This window comes from Pseudoalteromonas porphyrae, assembly GCF_001298125.1.
GTDB classification, from domain to species: Bacteria; Pseudomonadota; Gammaproteobacteria; order Enterobacterales; family Alteromonadaceae; genus Pseudoalteromonas; species Pseudoalteromonas neustonica.
The window spans coordinates 1-18,529 of sequence record NZ_LHPH01000031.1 but is presented as its reverse complement, the minus strand read 5'-3'; the positions used below and the strand labels follow the sequence as shown (position 1 = coordinate 18,529).

General features: G+C 42.3%; 12 protein-coding genes. 1 reads left to right on the top strand and 11 read right to left on the bottom strand.

What is annotated here, in order from left to right:
- Window position 1: 1 nt before the first annotated feature.
- The 7 genes from ADS77_RS19665 to rpsF form a co-directional block, all read right to left on the bottom strand.
- Window positions 2-403 (bottom strand): prepilin-type N-terminal cleavage/methylation domain-containing protein, encoded by a 402-nt coding sequence (locus ADS77_RS19665; RefSeq protein WP_054206665.1) that lies wholly within the window; start codon window positions 401-403, stop codon window positions 2-4.
- Entirely contained in the window at window positions 403-852 is a 450-nt protein-coding gene (locus tag ADS77_RS19660) for a GspH/FimT family pseudopilin (RefSeq protein ID WP_054206664.1), read from the bottom strand. The genes ADS77_RS19665 and ADS77_RS19660 overlap by 1 nt, the downstream gene beginning before the upstream one ends.
- A 2-nt stretch (window positions 853-854) precedes the next feature.
- The gene (locus ADS77_RS19655; RefSeq protein ID WP_316244668.1) at window positions 855-1,307 is read right to left on the bottom strand and encodes a type IV pilin protein; all 453 of its coding nucleotides are present in this window, start codon (window positions 1,305-1,307) and stop codon (window positions 855-857) included.
- Between the two features lie 307 nt (window positions 1,308-1,614).
- Entirely contained in the window at window positions 1,615-2,067 is a 453-nt protein-coding gene (gene rplI, locus ADS77_RS19650) for a 50S ribosomal protein L9 (protein ID WP_054206663.1), read from the bottom strand.
- Between the two features lie 36 nt (window positions 2,068-2,103).
- Window positions 2,104-2,331: a 30S ribosomal protein S18 gene (gene rpsR / locus ADS77_RS19645; protein ID WP_002962753.1), complete on the bottom strand. Its 228-nt coding sequence runs from the start codon at window positions 2,329-2,331 to the stop codon at window positions 2,104-2,106.
- 12 nt (window positions 2,332-2,343) lie between these two features.
- Complete coding sequence (gene priB / locus ADS77_RS19640; protein ID WP_054206702.1) at window positions 2,344-2,646, bottom strand: primosomal replication protein N; 303 nt, start codon at window positions 2,644-2,646, stop codon at window positions 2,344-2,346.
- 69 nt (window positions 2,647-2,715) lie between these two features.
- Window positions 2,716-3,057 (bottom strand): 30S ribosomal protein S6, encoded by a 342-nt coding sequence (gene rpsF, locus ADS77_RS19635; RefSeq protein WP_054206662.1) that lies wholly within the window; start codon window positions 3,055-3,057, stop codon window positions 2,716-2,718.
- Between the two features lie 82 nt (window positions 3,058-3,139).
- On the opposite strand from rpsF, the gene ADS77_RS22545 reads away from it, so the two are divergent.
- Window positions 3,140-3,292 (top strand): hypothetical protein, encoded by a 153-nt coding sequence (locus ADS77_RS22545; protein ID WP_200909660.1) that lies wholly within the window; start codon window positions 3,140-3,142, stop codon window positions 3,290-3,292.
- An 86-nt stretch (window positions 3,293-3,378) separates the two neighbouring features.
- On the opposite strand, the gene rlmB is transcribed toward ADS77_RS22545, so the two are convergent.
- The 4 genes from rlmB to ADS77_RS19615 form a co-directional block, all read right to left on the bottom strand.
- Entirely contained in the window at window positions 3,379-4,125 is a 747-nt protein-coding gene (rlmB, locus tag ADS77_RS19630; protein WP_054206661.1) for a 23S rRNA (guanosine(2251)-2'-O)-methyltransferase RlmB, read from the bottom strand.
- Window positions 4,122-6,614: a ribonuclease R gene (gene rnr / locus ADS77_RS19625; RefSeq protein WP_054455930.1), complete on the bottom strand. Its 2,493-nt coding sequence runs from the start codon at window positions 6,612-6,614 to the stop codon at window positions 4,122-4,124. The genes rlmB and rnr overlap by 4 nt, the downstream gene beginning before the upstream one ends.
- 480 nt (window positions 6,615-7,094) lie before the next feature.
- Complete coding sequence (locus tag ADS77_RS19620; protein ID WP_054455928.1) at window positions 7,095-11,192, bottom strand: OmpA family protein; 4,098 nt, start codon at window positions 11,190-11,192, stop codon at window positions 7,095-7,097.
- The gene (locus tag ADS77_RS19615; protein WP_235575817.1) at window positions 11,185-18,492 is read right to left on the bottom strand and encodes an SdrD B-like domain-containing protein; all 7,308 of its coding nucleotides are present in this window, start codon (window positions 18,490-18,492) and stop codon (window positions 11,185-11,187) included. Before ADS77_RS19615 ends, ADS77_RS19620 begins: the two co-directional genes overlap by 8 nt.
- Between the last annotated feature and the right edge of the window lie 37 nt (window positions 18,493-18,529).

The window sequence follows — 18,529 nt, the reverse complement described above, 5'->3', positions numbered from 1 at the left end:
ACTAAATACACCCAGCTGGTAAAGTAGGATAACTTGCATTAAGCGATATTTGATTTACAGCTGCATCCGTCATCCGCTCATCAGCCCATGAAACTGTAATTTGCATGTCATCAGCATAAGCCGCAGGTAATGTGAGCTGAAAGTCTGTTGTTTGAGGCCCTAGAAAGGTCCGAAAGTTTACATCAGTAAATAGTGCTGGGTTTGTCGTTTGCAACTCACATAAGCGTGGCCAAATACGTTCGAGAGTATTTTGGCCTTGCACCAAAGAAACCGTATAATTGAAACTGTTATTTGCGAACTGCAACGACTTTAATTGCGCGGCAGCTAAGCCCAACAATGCTATGCCAGCAATGACAACTGACAGCATAACTTCTAACAATGAAAATCCATTTTGCTTTATCATTATGCACAACCTACCGATTTTTCAATCAGCCAATTTTGGCCGCTTTTTAAAATACACAAATAATAATCAACGGTATCAGTTGACGTATCTTCAACTAAAATTGTACTTGCAGCAGATATTTCACCAGTTGATAACACTGTACGATTAACGAGGGATACAGTAACCCCCTGATGTTGAATAACAAATTCTTTTAAAACAGTTTCGACACCATCAACAGGAGCCCTCACTTGCCACTTAGTACCGCTAACTGCTAATGTTACATCCTTATCGCGTTTCACAGCTTCACTGCGCGCATATTTATATACGCTATTAAGTTGGTTTGCAGTAGTGACTACGCGATCTTGCATAATCTGCTGGCTAAATGAAGGGAAAGCCAAGACAGCCATAATACCTATAATGCTAACTACAACCATTAATTCAACTAAAGTAAAACCAGCCGTCTTGTTCATTATTATTCCCAACAATTCGTCACGGCAAAACCACCTTTAGTAGCGGATTGTGTTCCATCTTGCTTTATAGCGAGTGCACCACAACGATCGCCTTTTTGTGCCGATGTTGATTTTGGAGTTGCTGTTAATGTAAATTGGCGATTTTTAAAATCAACATTAGCGGCGGCTCCTGGTACGCGATCTGAGGCTACATAACTAAAGCTGTAAAAGTCGGTATTGACAGCCCCATTAAAAGCATCTGGATACCCTCCATTACGAGAATAAATACGCTCTAATACTGCGCCATGTTGGAGTATTACTTGCTGAATATCAGCGCGTCGGCTACGTTCCATTTGCTCGGTATAGGCAGGCATAGCCACGGTATATAAAATACCTATAATGGCTACAACTATTAGTAACTCAACTAATGTAAAACCATTCTTTTGGCGTACATTTTCTCTCATCTTATCTTTCACTCTCTAGTTCCTTTACACTATGCCCAGTGCACAAACAATATACAGTGACAACGCTGTCAATGTCAATTAACTACGATTTATTTACAAAAAAATATCATTTAATAGTGATAAATAATTAGTTTTTATTATTGAAATATTAAATCAAGAGTGGAATACACACTTAGCCAAAATGGGTACTCTAATCCATTTTTTCTAAAAATGATACAAAATGACGTCTATTTGCGGGGATTAAACTATTTTATTACATAAGCTGTACACAACAAAAAAGCCGTGCGCAATGCACGGCTTTTATACTTAATTATAAAAATTAAGCTTCAGCGATTACGATTACTTTAATAGTAGCCGTTACGTCTGAATGTACTGCGATTGATACGTCAAATTCGCCAGTCTCACGGATAGTTCCTAGAGGTAAACGAACTTCTGACTTAGCAACTTCAACACCAACAGCTGAGATAGCGTCAGCGATGTCGCGAGTACCAATAGAACCGAATAACTTACCTTCGTCACCAGCTTTAGATACTAATGTAACTTCAGCTAATGCTTCAAGTTTCTCAGCGCGTGCTTGTGCAGCAACAAGCTGTTCAGCGATTTTCGCTTCAAGCTCTGCACGACGTGCGTCAAAAGTTTCAACGTTAGCTTTAGTTGCAGGAACTGCCTTACCTTGCGGGAAAAGGAAGTTACGTGCGAAGCCAGATTTAACTACAACCTGGTCACCTAGGCCACCTAGGTTAGCGATCTTATCTAGTAGAATAACTTGCATGTTTCTACACCTTTTAAAAACGTGTTAATCCGCTGCTTACTTATGTAAGTCAGTGTATGGAAGAAGGGCTAAGTAGCGAGCACGCTTAATAGCTGTTGCTAGCTGGCGCTGGTATTTAGCGCTAGTACCTGTAATACGGCTAGGTACGATTTTGCCACTTTCTGTAACATAGTTTCTAAGAGTAGCTAGATCTTTATAATCGATTTGTTGTACGCCTTCCGCTTTAAAGCGGCAGAACTTACGACGTCTGAAATAACGTGCCATGAGATTAATTCCTCAAATAATTCTTTCGATATGCTGAGCATGCAAAACCAATTGGCTAAGGCCGTTACGACCTTCATGGCGGTTTAAAAAACCGCTCACTTGCAATGCCTGCCCAACGTGCAAATGTTGAGTCTGTTGTTGCATTTGCTTACCACTAGCAACCACTTGAAGCTTTACATAACTATTACGGTTAAGGTCTGCTTCAACTTGCATTGATTTATGTTCTACAACAAAAATACAATGCGGTATACCAGCAGGGCTTTGACTATATTTGGGCGTTTTACAAACGACTCCAGATAGTGTTAGTTGATTCATATAAGGACTAAGCGTTTGGCTCATCTTAATTACTCAACTGAACAAGCGCCATGCTTGGACTCAAAACAATTAAGCAGCTGGTGCTTCTTTCTTCTCTTCTCTTACAAGAGGAGACGCTTCAGTTACAGCATTTTTAGTACGCATAACTAAGTTACGAAGCACTGCATCGTTGTAGCGGAAAGTAGTTTCTAGCTCGCTGATTACTTCAGTAGGTGCTTCAACGTTCATAAGAACATAGTGAGCTTTATGAAGCTTGTTGATTGGGTATGCTAATTGACGGCGACCCCAATCTTCAAGACGGTGGATAACACCACCAGCTTCAGTGATTGAACCAGTATAACGTTCGATCATACCAGATACTTGCTCACTCTGATCAGGGTGAACCATGAATACGATTTCGTAATGACGCATGGATATTCCTTACGGTTAATAGAGCCTTCTACCGTTTCGGCCGGTCGGTTTAAGGCAAGGAATTAATAGTTTAAAAGCCGAAATGAGCGCGCATTTTACGCTTAGTTGGAAAATTAAGCAAGCAGGTTTTTTAGCTTTAAGTGGGGGAGCTAATAAATCAGCTATCAGCTATCAGCTATCAGCTATCAGCTATCAGCTATCAGCTATCAGCTATCAGCTATCAGCTATCAGCTAGAAATTTTGCTCATATTAACTTACGTGTCAAGACGAGCTTGTCTTAAACTGACGGCTGACGGCTGACGGCTACAAGCTTAAAGCTTTTTAAGCTTGTGTTGCATTTCTCTGGCGTAGTACTTCAAACAAACAAATGCCTGTTGCTACAGAAACATTTAAGCTTGAAACGGTGCCGGCCATTGGGATTTTAACGAGTACATCACAGTGTTCGCGGGTTAAACGACGCATACCTTCACCTTCTGCCCCCATAACAATCGCCATTGGGCCTGTTAAGTTAGCATCAAATACATGAGTGTCTGTTTCGCCAGCCGTGCCAACAACCCATACACCCGCATCTTTAATCTCACGTAAAGTACGCGCAAGATTGGTTACTTGAATAAGCGGTACTGTTTCTGCTGCGCCGCAGGCAACTTTACGGGCGGTGCCATTTAGTTTTGCTGATTTATCTTTTGGTACAATAATCGCGTGAACACCCGCCGCGTCAGCACTGCGTAAACATGCACCTAAATTATGCGGATCAGTGATGCCATCTAGCACCAGTAAAAAAGGAGTTTCTTCACGCGCAATGATCTCATCAAGATCTTTTTCATTAAATGTAGGTGCAGCTATAACGTTTGCAATAATACCTTGGTGCTGCTCACCCTTTGATTTGTTATCAAGTGCTTTACGTTGCATGAATTGTACTGAGATACCAAATTTACGCGCTTCTTCAATAATTGGAGATAAGCGTTTATCATCACGACCTTTAAGAGCATATATTTCAATAAAACGCTCAGGCTCACTTTCAAAAATTGCTTCAACAGAATGAAAGCCAAAAATTAATTCATTACTCACGTATTACTTGCTCCTGAACTCGTACTTTTACGGGCGTTTTTGCCGGGTCTTTTTGGCTTTTTCACAGCCCTTTTCTTCGGTTTTTTAGCGGTTGTAGCAGCTACCGCCCCTGACTTTGTAGTCGGTTTCTTTTTTCCTCTACTCGCACTGCTTTTTTTTGGCTTTGGTTTACCTTGGTCAGTGCGATTTTTTTGCTCAGGGCTAACTTGCTCGGTTTCTTTTTTAGCTGGTATTTTACCGCGCTTTAATTGCGAACGAACACTTGCAGGTTGATGCCCTTTAGGCTCACTACGACGACGGGCGTATCTATCCTGTGCAACATCGCCACTGAGCGTTAAGTTAATTCGGCGCTCATCTAAGCTGACAGATGCCACTTGAACCGTCACTTTATCACCTAGACGAAACACTTTATGAGTGTGCTCACCTATTAAGCAGTGCTTAGAAGCATCATGTTGAAAGTATTCATCACCTAAGTTGGTGACATGAATAAGGCCATCAATTTGTAAATCAGCTAAACGAATGAATAAGCCAAAATTAGTAACCGAGGAGATAACCCCTTCAAATTCATCGCCAACATGATCTTGCATGTATTCACATTTAAGCCAATCAGCTACTTCACGGGTTGCATCGTCAGCACGGCGTTCGGTAGTTGAGCATTGCTCACCCAATTGCGCAACTTCTTCCTCACTATAGGCATAAGCGCCAGAAGTAACCATCCCTTGTGCTTTTAAAATACCTTTAATAGCACGATGTACAACTAAATCTGGGTAACGACGGATTGGCGAAGTGAAATGCGCATATTCATCTAATGACAAACCAAAGTGACCAATGTTTTCAGCCTGATATACGGCTTGCTTCATTGAGCGTAACAGCATTGTCTGAATGAGTTCCGCATCAGGGCGATCACCAAGCTTTGCTAATACATGGGTAATTTCTTTTGGTGTAGGTTCATCACTAAGCGTTGATTCAATACCCAGCTCAGATAAAAACTGCCTAAAGTTACTTAATTTTTCACCATCAGGTTCAGCATGAACACGGTAAAGCGCACTGGCTTCGTGTTTTTCAAGCATTTTAGCAGCTGATACATTGGCTAAAATCATACATTCTTCAATCAACTTATGCGCATCGTTACGTACAACAGGCACGATTGATTCAATTTTGCGTTGAGCGTTAAATACAAAACGCGTTTCAAGCGTTTCAAACTCAATGGCACCACGATCTTGTCGTGCTGCTTTTAGCGCCGTATACATTTGCTGTAAATCAGTCAAATGTGGCACAACTGACGCATATTCTGTACGCAGTTTCTCGTCACCGAGCAAAATATTATTTACTTTTGTGTACGTTAAACGAGCGTGCGAGTTCATCACTGCTTCATAAAAACGGTAGCCTGATAGTTTACCAGCCGCCGATACCATCATTTCTGCAACCATACATAAACGGTCAACTTTAGGGTTCAGTGAACATAAGCCGTTTGACAGCACTTTAGGCAACATAGGAATTACTTGTTCAGGGAAATACACTGAATTACCGCGCTCTATCGCTTCTTTATTTAGAGGCGTGTTCATTCCTACGTAGTGTGATACATCCGCAATAGCAACCCATAAGCGCCAACCACCTGATTGTTCTGGTTCACAATAAACGGCATCATCAAAATCACGGGCATCTTCACCATCAATCGTTACTAATGGTAAATCACGTAAATCAACACGATTTTGTTTGTCAGCTTCTTCAACAAACTCACCTAAATGCTCAACTTGCTTTTCAACCTCATCAGGCCATACATGAGGAATATCGTGGTTACGCAGTGCAACTTCTATTTCCATACCTGGCGCTAAATGCTCACCCAATACATCAATAATTTTGCCTACCGCATTCATATTACGATTAGGGTTTTGTGTAATTTGCACTTGCACCATTTGATTATGACGCGCGCCGTTATCACTGCCTGGTAAAATAATGATATCTTGCGTGATGCGTGGATCTTCGGCCACCACAACAGCAACGCCATGCTCTACAAAATAGCGACCGACAATAAGTGCTCGTTCATTAGGTAGTACGCGAATAATACGCGCATCGCATTTACCACCTGAGCCTCGCTTAGTGCCTTTAGCCAGCACAATGTCACCATGGAGCACCATATTCATTTGATGCTTGGCAATAAACCAGTCTTTACTTTCGCCTTCGACTTCTAAAAAGCCAAACCCATCACGGTGACCTATGACTTTTCCTTTTACAAGCCCTGCTTCGTCAATTAAGGCGTAGCATTTAAATTTGTTAAAGAAGAGTTGGCCATCACGTTCCATAGCACGTAAACGGCGCTTGAAAGCAATTTGACGCTCATCATCGTTTACCGCTAACTCTTCACATAATTGATGGAAATTAGCTGGCTTGGCACGGTCTTTTATGTGAGTAAGTATAAACTCACGACTTGGGACAGGGTTTTCGTACTTTTCTTGTTCTCGACTGAGATTAGGATCTTGGTTTGACATTCACTATCTTGTTAATTGGTTATGACGTTATTTTAACCCAAAATAGCGCAATGAGACAGTGCAGCAGCATTAAAGTTTTATGTTACGAGAAATTGATTAAACACTCCCTCTAATTAATTGAATTATATTAACAATTAAATATAACGGCGCGAAGAAGGTTTTTTAGCGTTATAAAAAAACCCAAACAAAGTGATCTTGTTTGGGGGGGGATACACCCAAACCTCCTCAAGATGTGAGTTCCAGTTGGAATTAAAAGCGATTTAGGCAAGGCATTGATTGCAAGTAATAGTGAGTCTATTGTTAAAATCAATCCCTTATAAAAGTAACGCAGTATAAATCGCTTTTAAACCAACCCCATGGACGCTTCACAGGCACTTACTCTTTGCGTTGTTACTTCTTGCCATTGTTGCAAAGTAACGCCTTGATATTAAGTCCCTGTGAAACGCTGAATTCTGTATCTTGAGGTAGTTTGGGTATAGGCTAAAACTTACCAACCATATTGATAAACCAACCTTTTGAATCATAATCTAAGTCGGTCAAATCATCTGAAAAATTAGTGAAGTTATAGCCTATACCTATCTTCATATTCTCACCAATATGACGATGAATAGCGCCGAGCGCTCCACTTCGTCTATCTTGCGATTCGCTGACTTTGAGCATGCGCCATTCTAGTGTTGCGTCCCAATTATGCTGTAAATGATAATCAGCGCGCAGTACACTTAAGGTTGCTGTTGAATCAAACCAAGGGCCTTCATCTCGCACTAAGCGTATTTCGCCTGTACGCTGCGCAAGCTTAGTTCCAAACCGCCATCGTGGTGAAAATTGATAATTTACATCAACCGCCCACACGGTGCTGCGCTGCTGTGGCGTGTTATCTCGACCAATGCCACTAAGCTGCTGCGCTGGGGCTAAATCTTCAAGATAGGTTAAGCTTGCTAGGCCTGACCAAGGGCTGGCATCAATAGGGCGATATGCGAAACCAAGCTGCGCTTCGGTAAAATCGCTATTAAATGCGCCACTTTGCGCTTCTTGATCGCTATCACTGATCGCGGTGTCAACACGTAATTGTCCGCGCCAGTCTTCATTTAATTTAACGCTGAAATTATTACGCATTAACCAATTAGTGCGTTTTTCCTGCTCAGTTTCGTCTGTGCGATATTCTAATGCGCCTGCCCAACGAATATTTTCAAACTGATAGCCTAATCCGAGGTTAACTCCCGATCTTTCTAATCGACCATTTTCAAACATGTCAATATTGCCGTTTTCAAGGCCTAACTGTACCTGCCAACGTGAATTTATGCTGTGATCGACACCATAGGCATGTGTAAGACCTTGCTGCCTATCGTCATGCTGCCATTGTTGCTCGGCATAAACGCTGGTTGAATCATTAAAACGATGCCTTGCCCCGCTTACCCACTGCTTTTGCTCAGCATTATTAAACAAATCGCTACCATCAGGATCTAGGCGGTAATTAAGATACACATTACCTTTATCACTGTAGGCATAATCAATACCTGCAGTGCCTGCAAACCCTAAATTACCTTCTGAAACTTCACCATTTAGGCTAACACTTTCGGTAATTTGAACTTCTGTACCCAAACCAATGCGATTATTTCGTAAGCGAGTAGCGTCATTGGCAAGTGTGCCTTGTACAAAGCCGTAAGCTGACCAGTTTGCATCTGATTGATATGATAACTGAACAACGGTATCTGTTCGCTTACCTTCATCATTTCGGGCTTTACTTGACGCGGTATTTTGCGATTGATTTTGCACCTGAGTAAGGTTTCGACGTTCATCTTGTCTGATCCCCGCACTGGCTTGCCAATGTTTATCGATTGTTTCAGTGACGTTTATTTCTGCAGCTTGACGCTTGTAGCGATTACTTACTTTATTGTCATCGGCTTTCACTTTAACTGCTGTAGTTTCTGTCGCTTGCCATTGCATCATTATACCAGCGGTGTTTGCTTCATCCGCATTAACTTGGCCAAGCCCCGCAAAACCTTGCTCTAAACGTTGCCAATAAAATTGCGCTTGCCCGTCGCTTTCTAAACCAAATTCTTTAAAGCTGGTTGCCGCTTCTAAGCGTATTCCGTTTGCTTTAACAGGTCCTTGTCCTGAGCGTATTTCATCAAAACTAAACCCACCGTTAAACGAATTAAGCTGACTTGCAATGCCATCTGTTTGAGCAACTTCAACTTTAACGTAGCTGCTGGCGCTGTGACGATAGGTCGCATCTAAGCCGATGAGTGTGTCGTCATACTCGTCAAGTTGTTGCTTATTGGCTGTGATCCCAAGTTGAACTTGATCAGTCAACCACTTGCTTACTCGCCCACCATAAGTCAAATTATCTAACTCTGAAAAGCCTGGTGTGTACTCATAGCTTGTAACTAAATACGCTGGGTTATCGTCAAAACTTGCTGCACGAACAAGTAAATCATCTGCTGCAAATGATGAGAGTGGTCGCGTCAGTAAGATGCGCCCTTGCAATGCATCCATGTCGTAGTCTTGACCTGGTGTTAAATTACGACGGATCAACACTAACCCTGATATTTTATCGCGGATCTCTATGGCAACTTGATCAGAGCCAAGCACTATATCTTGATGTTGTAAATAATAAAGCGACCCGCCAGTTGCCCTATGTGTTTCATATGCTGGGAGTGTTTCAGCTTCTGCTACGTAGATTTCTGCTTTACTGTTATGTTCACCAAAAGAGGTGACATCATTGCTGCGGTATTGGGTTTGCAAACCATATAATCCGCGCTCAACACGGCTGAGTTCAGTATCACTGACTTGTGTATTAAAGTTACCCCACATAACTTGTGAGTGATCTTTCGCTATTTTTAAATACACTTTACCGTTACTCGGTGCATCATCAACAACCGTTGAATCATCACCATACTCAGCTACATATTTTTGCTCTTCTAAGCGACGGAATAAGCTTTTTGGATCTTTTTCATGGAGATTAGAAAATAACTCGTTTAACGGCGCTTCGCGGGTGTCAATACGCGCTGTTACTTTGTATTCATCTTCCCATTTACCTGTTATGTAAGCGGCTAAACGCCCTTCGGCAAATAAGTTATTGTCTTTATTATGGGCGTCACTTAATAGCTCTACAGGGCCATTATGACTATTTTGACCCACGGTGAGATCGGCCATCGCAACATAGAACCAGTCACTCTTTGGTAGTGCTAAATCACGTTGAATTAATGCGCCATTGCCTTCTTCATTCAATACCGCAACTTCTGCTTTATGATAGCCAGTGCGCACAATTTGTTGATGTACAAATTTACGCTCTCGGGTAATAGCAACAACACGCCCTAAGAAATAAACGCTGTGACGATCTGGCACCTCTTCACCAAATAAGGTTAAAGTGCCACCATCAACTTTAATATTTTGTTTAGCGAGTTGCGATTTACCATAGTTTGCCATTAAGTAGCCATTGACTTTTTCATTTGCTACGGCAAATTTCGGTCTAAAGTCCGCGCTACTGAAAGAGGTTTCGTCAAAGCGGCCACTTTTATCATATACCCTTAAGCGGTAATTTAGGCTCATACCTAACATATTGCCTGGTAAGCGCCATTTACCTTCTAGGTTTTCGCCCAATGGTACTTTTTTAAGTATGTCTGTGCCATTCGGTGACATGATGTGTACTTCGGCATATTCAAAAAAGTTTATGTAGTTACTGTAGCCTTTTAAATGCAGCATTAGCGTATCACCAGATTCAGTAATGGCGTGCGCCACACTGAGCTTTGGTAATGCATCCAATGGATTATATTTTAACTGAAGTTGCATTTTTTCTAACGCCACATCGGCACAACGCTGAGCATCGGCATTATTGGCACTGTCACTGCTAGCAAAAGGTTTACCATCTAGTGTGATAGCCATTGCAGCTTGTTGACGAAAATCACCATCACAAATTAATCGTCGATCTGGGCCTGCATTGACAATCGTTTTTACTGAGGTTTTTTCTTCTACATACACTGCAATTACTTCAACTCGGCGGTTACGCGCCATACCTTCAAGAGTGTCGTTGCTAGCAACGGGATCGTGATTTGAGCGCCCTTCCATTGTCGTAGCTGAGGGCAATATACCTAGCTGCTGACGAAAATATTCGGCCACAATATTGGCGCGATGCTCTGATAAACCTTGGTTAGTTTTATAAATACGTTTTGCGTTAGGACTTAACCTTTGGCTATCCGCATGGCCTATAAAGTGGATATTCAGCTGTTTTTTACCCTGCAAAAAATCAATAATTCGATCCATTTCTTGCTTGGTTGAGCCCGTTAAAAAGTGCTTACCAGAAACAAAGCGGATTGCTGAATCCTTAACGAATTCAGCACTTGCAGGAGTTTGCTTTACTTCACTAAGCTGTGTTGTAGTCGGCTTTATTTCAGGCAAAGCGTGAAGTACAAAGTGCCTCTGTACTATCACTTCTTCAGTATTACTGTGGTAGCTATTTTCGCGTACTTGATCATTGCTCAGGCCGTTTGTGATCCCAGCCGCTTTTGCTACAGGTGATAAACCAAATAACGTAACGAGTGTTAATGATATTGGCGTAAATTTATGTGACTTAGTCATTTTTACGCCCCTCTGTAACAACTTCTTGCGGTAAAACATATTCGACAACTTCCGCCTCTAGGGTAAGCTCATGCTCAGTATTTGAATTGTTCCACTGAGCAATAAACCATTGATTAAGTTCAGCAATACGTTGCTTTGCTTGACGTATATTTTCATTTTCGGCCAATTGATAAGCCACCCTGACTGTAATTGGCTGTTCCACAATAACAGTTAGTAATTGCTCCAATTGCTGTCTATGCGTGGCAATTAATCCCTGCTCATCAAACGCACTTTGACTTAGCTGTACACGTGCAACACGATGGATGCTCGCTGCAAAGTCAGCCGTTACATTTTTTCCTCGTGTTAAACGAACTACACGCGGGTTTTCAGATGTGATTCGATACCCTGATGGTAAACTGCGCACATCAACCTTGATGATAAAGTTACTACCACGCGCTTGATGCGGCACATCTGCACACGCTAAATGATAGCGGCCATGCTGATCTGTGGTGATCCACAAACCTTGAGCTGTGGCTAGCTTCACGCCAGGTAAACCAGTTTCACCTTGCTCTTGTATGCCATTGCGGTTGTGATCATCAAACACCTGGCCAGTTAAGTCACTACAATCCATGATGGTGTCTGGAATAACGCGGATACTTGCAATCGCAATATTTGAAACGCGCTTTCCTTTAGGAATTTCATCACCTGGTTTACCGCCGCCACCTGGCGTGCCACCGTCATCTGGATTGTCCTGATCGCCAGAGCCTGTGTATTCAACCCATGCTTGGTTTATGTATTTGCCTTCGCTAACGCCTGCTCCTACAACAGTGAGTAACTGAATGCTTACTGTTTGTTGAGGCAGTAATTCGCGAACTGGCCAAATCAACTGTCTACCGAACACGCGAGGTTCAATGCTAATACCATCAATACGTGCACTACCAATGACATACTTTAGACCCGCTGGAAGCTGATCAATAAAGCTAACCGGCTGTAATACTTTGTCTGAGCGGTTAAAAATAACAATCTCATACGGCACCATTTCACCAACAACCACATCTTGTTTAAGGGCTGTTTTAGTCACTTGCACTAAATCATCACCGTAACCATCTACTGGTATGTGGTTATTCACCACGTTTGCTGATGGTAATTGTGGATTGATATAAAAACGCGTGTAGTACTGTGTAGACGCATTACTTTGTGCCACATTGCTAGATTGGGTAGGACAACTTGCCGCATCATGAATTGCAGAAGAAGCCACTGGCGCTTTATTGGTTTGATGAACCAATACTGGTAACGATTGAGCACTAACTTCTAAGCGCGCTGTACATGCGGGGATCAATTTTGACTCGCCCTGCAAGAAACCAACCGGTGCTGTTACCGCGAGTTGATACTCTCCAACCGGCGCATTTGCAAATAATAAGAATTGATAAAAACCATCATCTGCTGTTGTTTGCTCAACATTATCAAGACCACCAACTAGGTGTAAATCAGGTTCAAACCCAGCAGGCCCTGTAATGCTAACCTTGGCGTTTTTGATTGGCTCTCTTGAACGTGAATCATAAACAATACCTGACGGATCAACTGGCAGAGATTGCTCAACCACTTGCTCTCCGGCACTGAGAATAATATTCAAAATGGTGCCTTTATCAGTTGATGTGTCAGCATCATTTGATACCGGTATTCCGTAGATCACGCCACCTTGAGGGTGTCTAAAGCGCACTTCATATACCCCTACAGGTAAACCTGCGAAAGTATAATCACCTTGCTCATTCGAGCGAACCACAATTAATGGTTCAGCCTCAAGCGGATTAGCTTCGCCTGTTTGCGGATCTGCTAAGAGTTCAACTAACCATCCTGATTTACCGTTATTATCATCATCAGCTCGGTTGTGGTTGTTATCTTGCCATACAGAACCACTGATAGATGCAGGGTTGGTTAATTGCTCACCAAAGTTATACTCTGTCGCCAGGGTGATATGCTCATTGATATTGATGTTTTTAATTTCATCAGCACCAATTTGCTGCGCAACAACACCCCCTAATGAACCCGCTGAATCTTTACCATCTTGGGTTTGTTCTGGTTGCGTTTGCGTAATAGTGAAACCAGTCGCATCTGATAATGGAAGGTGCTTAAATTGATAACGACCATAGGTATCAGTAGTTGTCATTCTTACTACTGCTTGCCCATCTAAATCAATACCTTCGATGTGCATTTGCACTTGTGCAATACCAATTTCGTTGTCTTCTTGCGTTGCATTATCATTTAAGTCAACGTAAACAGTTCCTGATAAATAGCTGCCTGTCTCAGCAAAGTTATAATCGTTACCTTGTTGTCCAAGTTCAAGTTGGATTTCACTAAAGTTGTCATTTGCAATTACACCTGATAGAGAACCTAACTGCTCTTTACCATCTAGCCAAGCACTTGGTTGTGTTTGCGTAATTGCGTAAGTTCCTGCCTTTAATGAATCAAAGGTGTATTGACCTTGCTCATTGGTTTTCGTCACGCGAGTGACATTTTCACCATCAAGTGCGACACCTGTTAGCGTGACGGTTACATCACGAATACGCAGTGTTTCTTGCTCATCTAAAGTGCCACTTTCATTCGCATCAACCCATACTTTACCTGCTAACGAAGAAGCTGGTAATTCAGCGAAGTCAAAGTAGCCGACTTCTCCCGTTCCTTGTAGTTGACCTACAACGATTATATTTGACCCTCTAGAGTCCGCAATTACTTCACCTTGTGCTGACTCTAACCCATCGAGGTAGTCTTTAGGTTGTTGTTGCTCAAGTGTGTAACCTTGTTCATTACTTGGAGACAATTCAGGGAATTCATAATAGCCAAATTCATTGGTCATGACCGTTTGCAGAATATCGTTTTGACGATAATCTTTACCTGATAGCGTGATCTCAACGTTTGCTAAAGCAATACTTTGTTGAGCTGAACTATCAGCTAAGACAGGGTAGAAACCGTCATCATCATGGTCAATAAACACACGACCTTTAACTGATAAACCGTAATTTTCTGCAAAGTTATACTCTTTGCTTTCTTGTGACGGCTTAACATTGATAGCAGTAATTATGTCGCTCTGATCACTTCTTCCGATAACATCTTGGCCAATACTTTCAAAGCCATCAATGTAGTTCTTCGGCTGTGTTTGTTGGATCTGATAACCTTGCTCATTACTTGGCGCTAAGTTTTTAAATGCATACAAACCTAAGCTATCGGTAGTCGCTGACTGGGTTACAGGGTTGTTATTATAATCACGCCCCGAAACCGTTAACTCAACACCCTCAATCGCTAAATCTTGGGCTGTTCTGATGTTATTTTTATCCGTATCAACAAAAACATAGCCCGATAAGCTTGCTGATGCTAATTCTGCAAATCCAAGCGCAGTTAACTGCTCAGACGCACTTAGAGTCACAGTAAATTCATCGTTAATACTTTGCGAATTCACAACACGGCCTGCAAGTGATTCTAAACCGTCTAACCAGTTTTCTGGCTGAACTTGCTTAACCACATAACCTCGTACGTCACTCGCTGATAATCCAACAAAAGCAAACTCGCCTTGCGCATTTGTTAATACTGTTGCATTAATAGCATTACCATAAATGTTTTGCCCAGCAAGAGTAATAACAACGTCTGAAATGCCTTGCTCGTTCGATTGACGTAGCCCATCCATATTTTCATCGCTAAATACAAAACCAGCTATGCGCGCATCATCTTTTGCCATTTCGGTAAAATCAATTAACTGATTTTCGTTAGCAATTAATTGCACCGTTACAGTATCGCTAGTGTCTGAGCCTGCAATAACACCTGAGCTATTACGCTCAACACCGTCTTTATAAAGTGCAGGTTGTGTTTGCGTCACGTTGTACCCATTAGCATCGGAAGCAAATAAATCAGCAAACGTGTATTCACCTTGCACATTCGTTTGCGCTGTCAGGTTAATGTCACTCCCGAAGATGTCTTTGCCTGTTAAGGTAATGTCTACATTGGCTAGTAACTTGTCGTTATCTGTAATGGTGCCGTCTTGGTTTGCATCGAAATACACACGGCCTGACACGCTTGCTGTATCTGGGTTTTGCTCTGTGAAGTCAACAAGCTGATTGCTTGTAGAAAGCACAACGGTAACCGTATCTGTTAGATCAGAGCCTGCAATCATGCCTGTATTGTTACGCTCAACACCGTCTTTATAAAGCGCAGGTTGCGTTTGCGTGACGGTATAACCGCTGGCATCTGAGGCAAATAAATCAGCGAACGTGTATTCACCTTGCGCACTTGTTTGTGTCGTTAACGAGATTGTTGAACCGAAGATGTCTTTACCCGTTAAGGTAATGTCTACATTAGCTAATAACTTATCGTTATCTGCAATCACACCGTCTTGATTTTCATCGAAGTACACACGGCCTGAAATAGTCACTGTATCGGGGTTCTGCTCTGTGAAGTCAACAAACTCGTTGTTGGTGGTCAGCACAACAGTCACTGTATCCGTTAGATCAGAGCCTGCAATAGCACCCGAGCTATTACGCTCAACACCGTCTTTATAAAGTGCAGGTTGTGTTTGCGCCATGGTGTACCCATTGGCATCTGAAGCAAATAAATCAGCGAACGTGTATTCACCTTGCGCGCTTGTTTGCGTTGTCAGGTTAATGTCAGTCCCGAAGATATTTTTACCTGTTAAGGTAATATCGACATTCGTTAATAACGTGTCGTTATCAGCAATGGTGCCATCTTGGTTTGCATCAAAATACACACGCCCTGAAATAGTTGCTGTATCTGGGTTTTGCTCTGTGAAGTCAACTAGCTCGTTGCTTGTCGTCAGCACAACAGTCACTGTATCCGTTAGATCAGAGCCTGCAATCACACCTGAGCTGTTACGCTCAACACCGTCTTTATAAAGCGCGGGTTGTGTTTGCGTTACGATGTAACCATTAGTATCTGAGGCAAATAAATCAGCGAACGTGTATTCACCTTGCGTATTCGTTTGTGCGATAAGATTAATGTCTAAACCGAAGATATCCTTACCCGTTAAGGTAATATCGACATTCGCTAATAACAGATCGTTACCAGCAATAACACCGTCTTGATTTTCATCGAAGTACACACGGCCTGACACGCTTGCGGTGTCTGGGTTTTGCTCAGTAAAGTCAACAAGCTGATTGCTTGCAGAAAGCATAACAGTAACTGTATCTGTTACATCAGAGCCTGCAATTACACCTACATTGTTACGCTCAACACCGTCTTTATAAAGTGCAGGTTGGGTTTGCGTTACGGTGTAACCATTAGTATCTGAGGCAAATAAATCAGCGAACGTGTATTCACCCTGCTCATTCGTTTGCGTTGTCAGGTTAATGTCTGAACCGAAGATATTTTTACCCGTTAAGGTAATATCGACATTCGCTAATAACTTATCGTTGTCTGCAATCACACCGTCTTGATTTTCATCGAAGTACACACGGCCTGAAATAGTCGCTGTATCTGGGTTTTGCTCTGTGAAGTCAACAAGCTCGTTGCTTGTCGTCAGCACAACAGTCACTGTATCCGTTAGATCAGAGCCTGCAATAGCACCCGAGCTATTACGCTCAACACCGTCTTTATAAAGCGCGGGTTGTGTTTGCGCCACGGTGTATCCATTGGCATCTGAGGCAAATAAATTCTCAAACGTGTATTCACCTTGCGCGCTTGTTTGCGTTGTCAGGTTAATGTCAGTTCCGAAGATGTCTTTACCTGTTAGGGCAATATCTACATTAGCTAATAACTTATCGTTGTCTGCAATCACACCGTCTTGATTTTCATCGAAGTACACACGGCCTGAAATAGTCGCTGTATCGGGGTTTTGCTCTGTGAAGTCAACAAACTCGTTGTTGGTGGTCAGCACAACAGTCACTGTATCTGTTAGATCAGAGCCTGCAATAGCACCCGAGCTATTACGCTCAACACCGTCTTTATAAAGCGCGGGTTGTGTTTGCGTTACGGTGTAACCATTAGTATCTGAGGCAAATAAATCAGCGAACGTGTATTCACCTTGCGCGCTTGTTTGCGTTGTCAGGTTAATGTCTGAACCGAAGATATTTTTACCCGTTAAGGTAATATCGACATTCGCTAATAACGTGTCGTTACCGGCAAGTGCGCCATCTTGGTTTTTATCAAAATACACACGCCCTGAAATAGCCGCTGTATCTGGATTTTGCTCTGTAAAGTCAACTAGCTGATTGCTTGTTGAAAGCACAACAGTCACTTTATCCGTTAGATCAGAGCCTGCAATTACACCTGCATTGTTACGCTCAACACCGTCTTTATAAAGCGCAGGTTGCGTCTGCGTTACTGTGTACCCATTGGCATCTGAGGCAAATAAATCAGCGAACGTGTATTCACCTTGCGCGCTTGTTTGCGTTGTTAACGAGATTGTTAAACCAAAGATATCCTTACCCGTTAAGGTAATATCGACATTCGTTAATAACGTGTCGTTACCTGTAATGGTGCCGTCTTGATTTTCATCGAAGTACACACGGCCTGACACGCTTGCGGTGTCTGGGTTTTGCTCAGTAAAGTCAACAAGCTGATTGCTTGCAGAAAGCATAACAGTAACTGTATCTGTTACATCAGAGCCTGCAATTACACCTATATTGTTACGCTCAACACCGTCTTTATAAAGTGCAGGTTGGGTTTGCGTTACGGTGTAACCATTAGTATCTGAGGCAAATAAATCAGCGAACGTGTATTCACCTTGCGTATTCGTTTGTGCGGTAAGATTAATGTCTAAACCGAAGATATCCTTACCCGTTAAGGCAATATCGACATTGGCTAATAACGTGTCGTTATCTGCAATGGTGCCATCTTGGTTTTCATCGAAATACACACGTCCCGAAACGCTTGCTGTATCTGGATTTTGCTCTGTAAAGTCAACAAGCTGATTGTTTGTAGAAAGCGCAACGGTAACCGTATCTGTTAGATCAGAGCCTGCAATCATGCCTGTATTGTTACGCTCAACACCGTCTTTATAAAGCGCAGGTTGCGTTTGCGTTACGGTGTAACCATTATCATCTGAAGCAAATAAATTCGCGAACGTGTATTCACCYTGCGYATTCGTTTGCGTCGTTAACGAGATTSTTGAACCGAAGATATTTTTACCCGTTAAGGTAATGCCTACATCGGCTAATAATTTGTCGTTATCAGCAATGGTGCCATCTTGGTTTTCATCGAAATACACACGCCCTGCAATAGTTGCTGTATCTGGGTTTTGCTCTGTGAAGTCAACAAGCTGATTGCTTGTAGAAAGCACAACGGTAACTGTATCTGTTAGATCAGAGCCTGCAATCATGCCTGTATTGTTACGCTCAACACCGTCTTTATAAAGC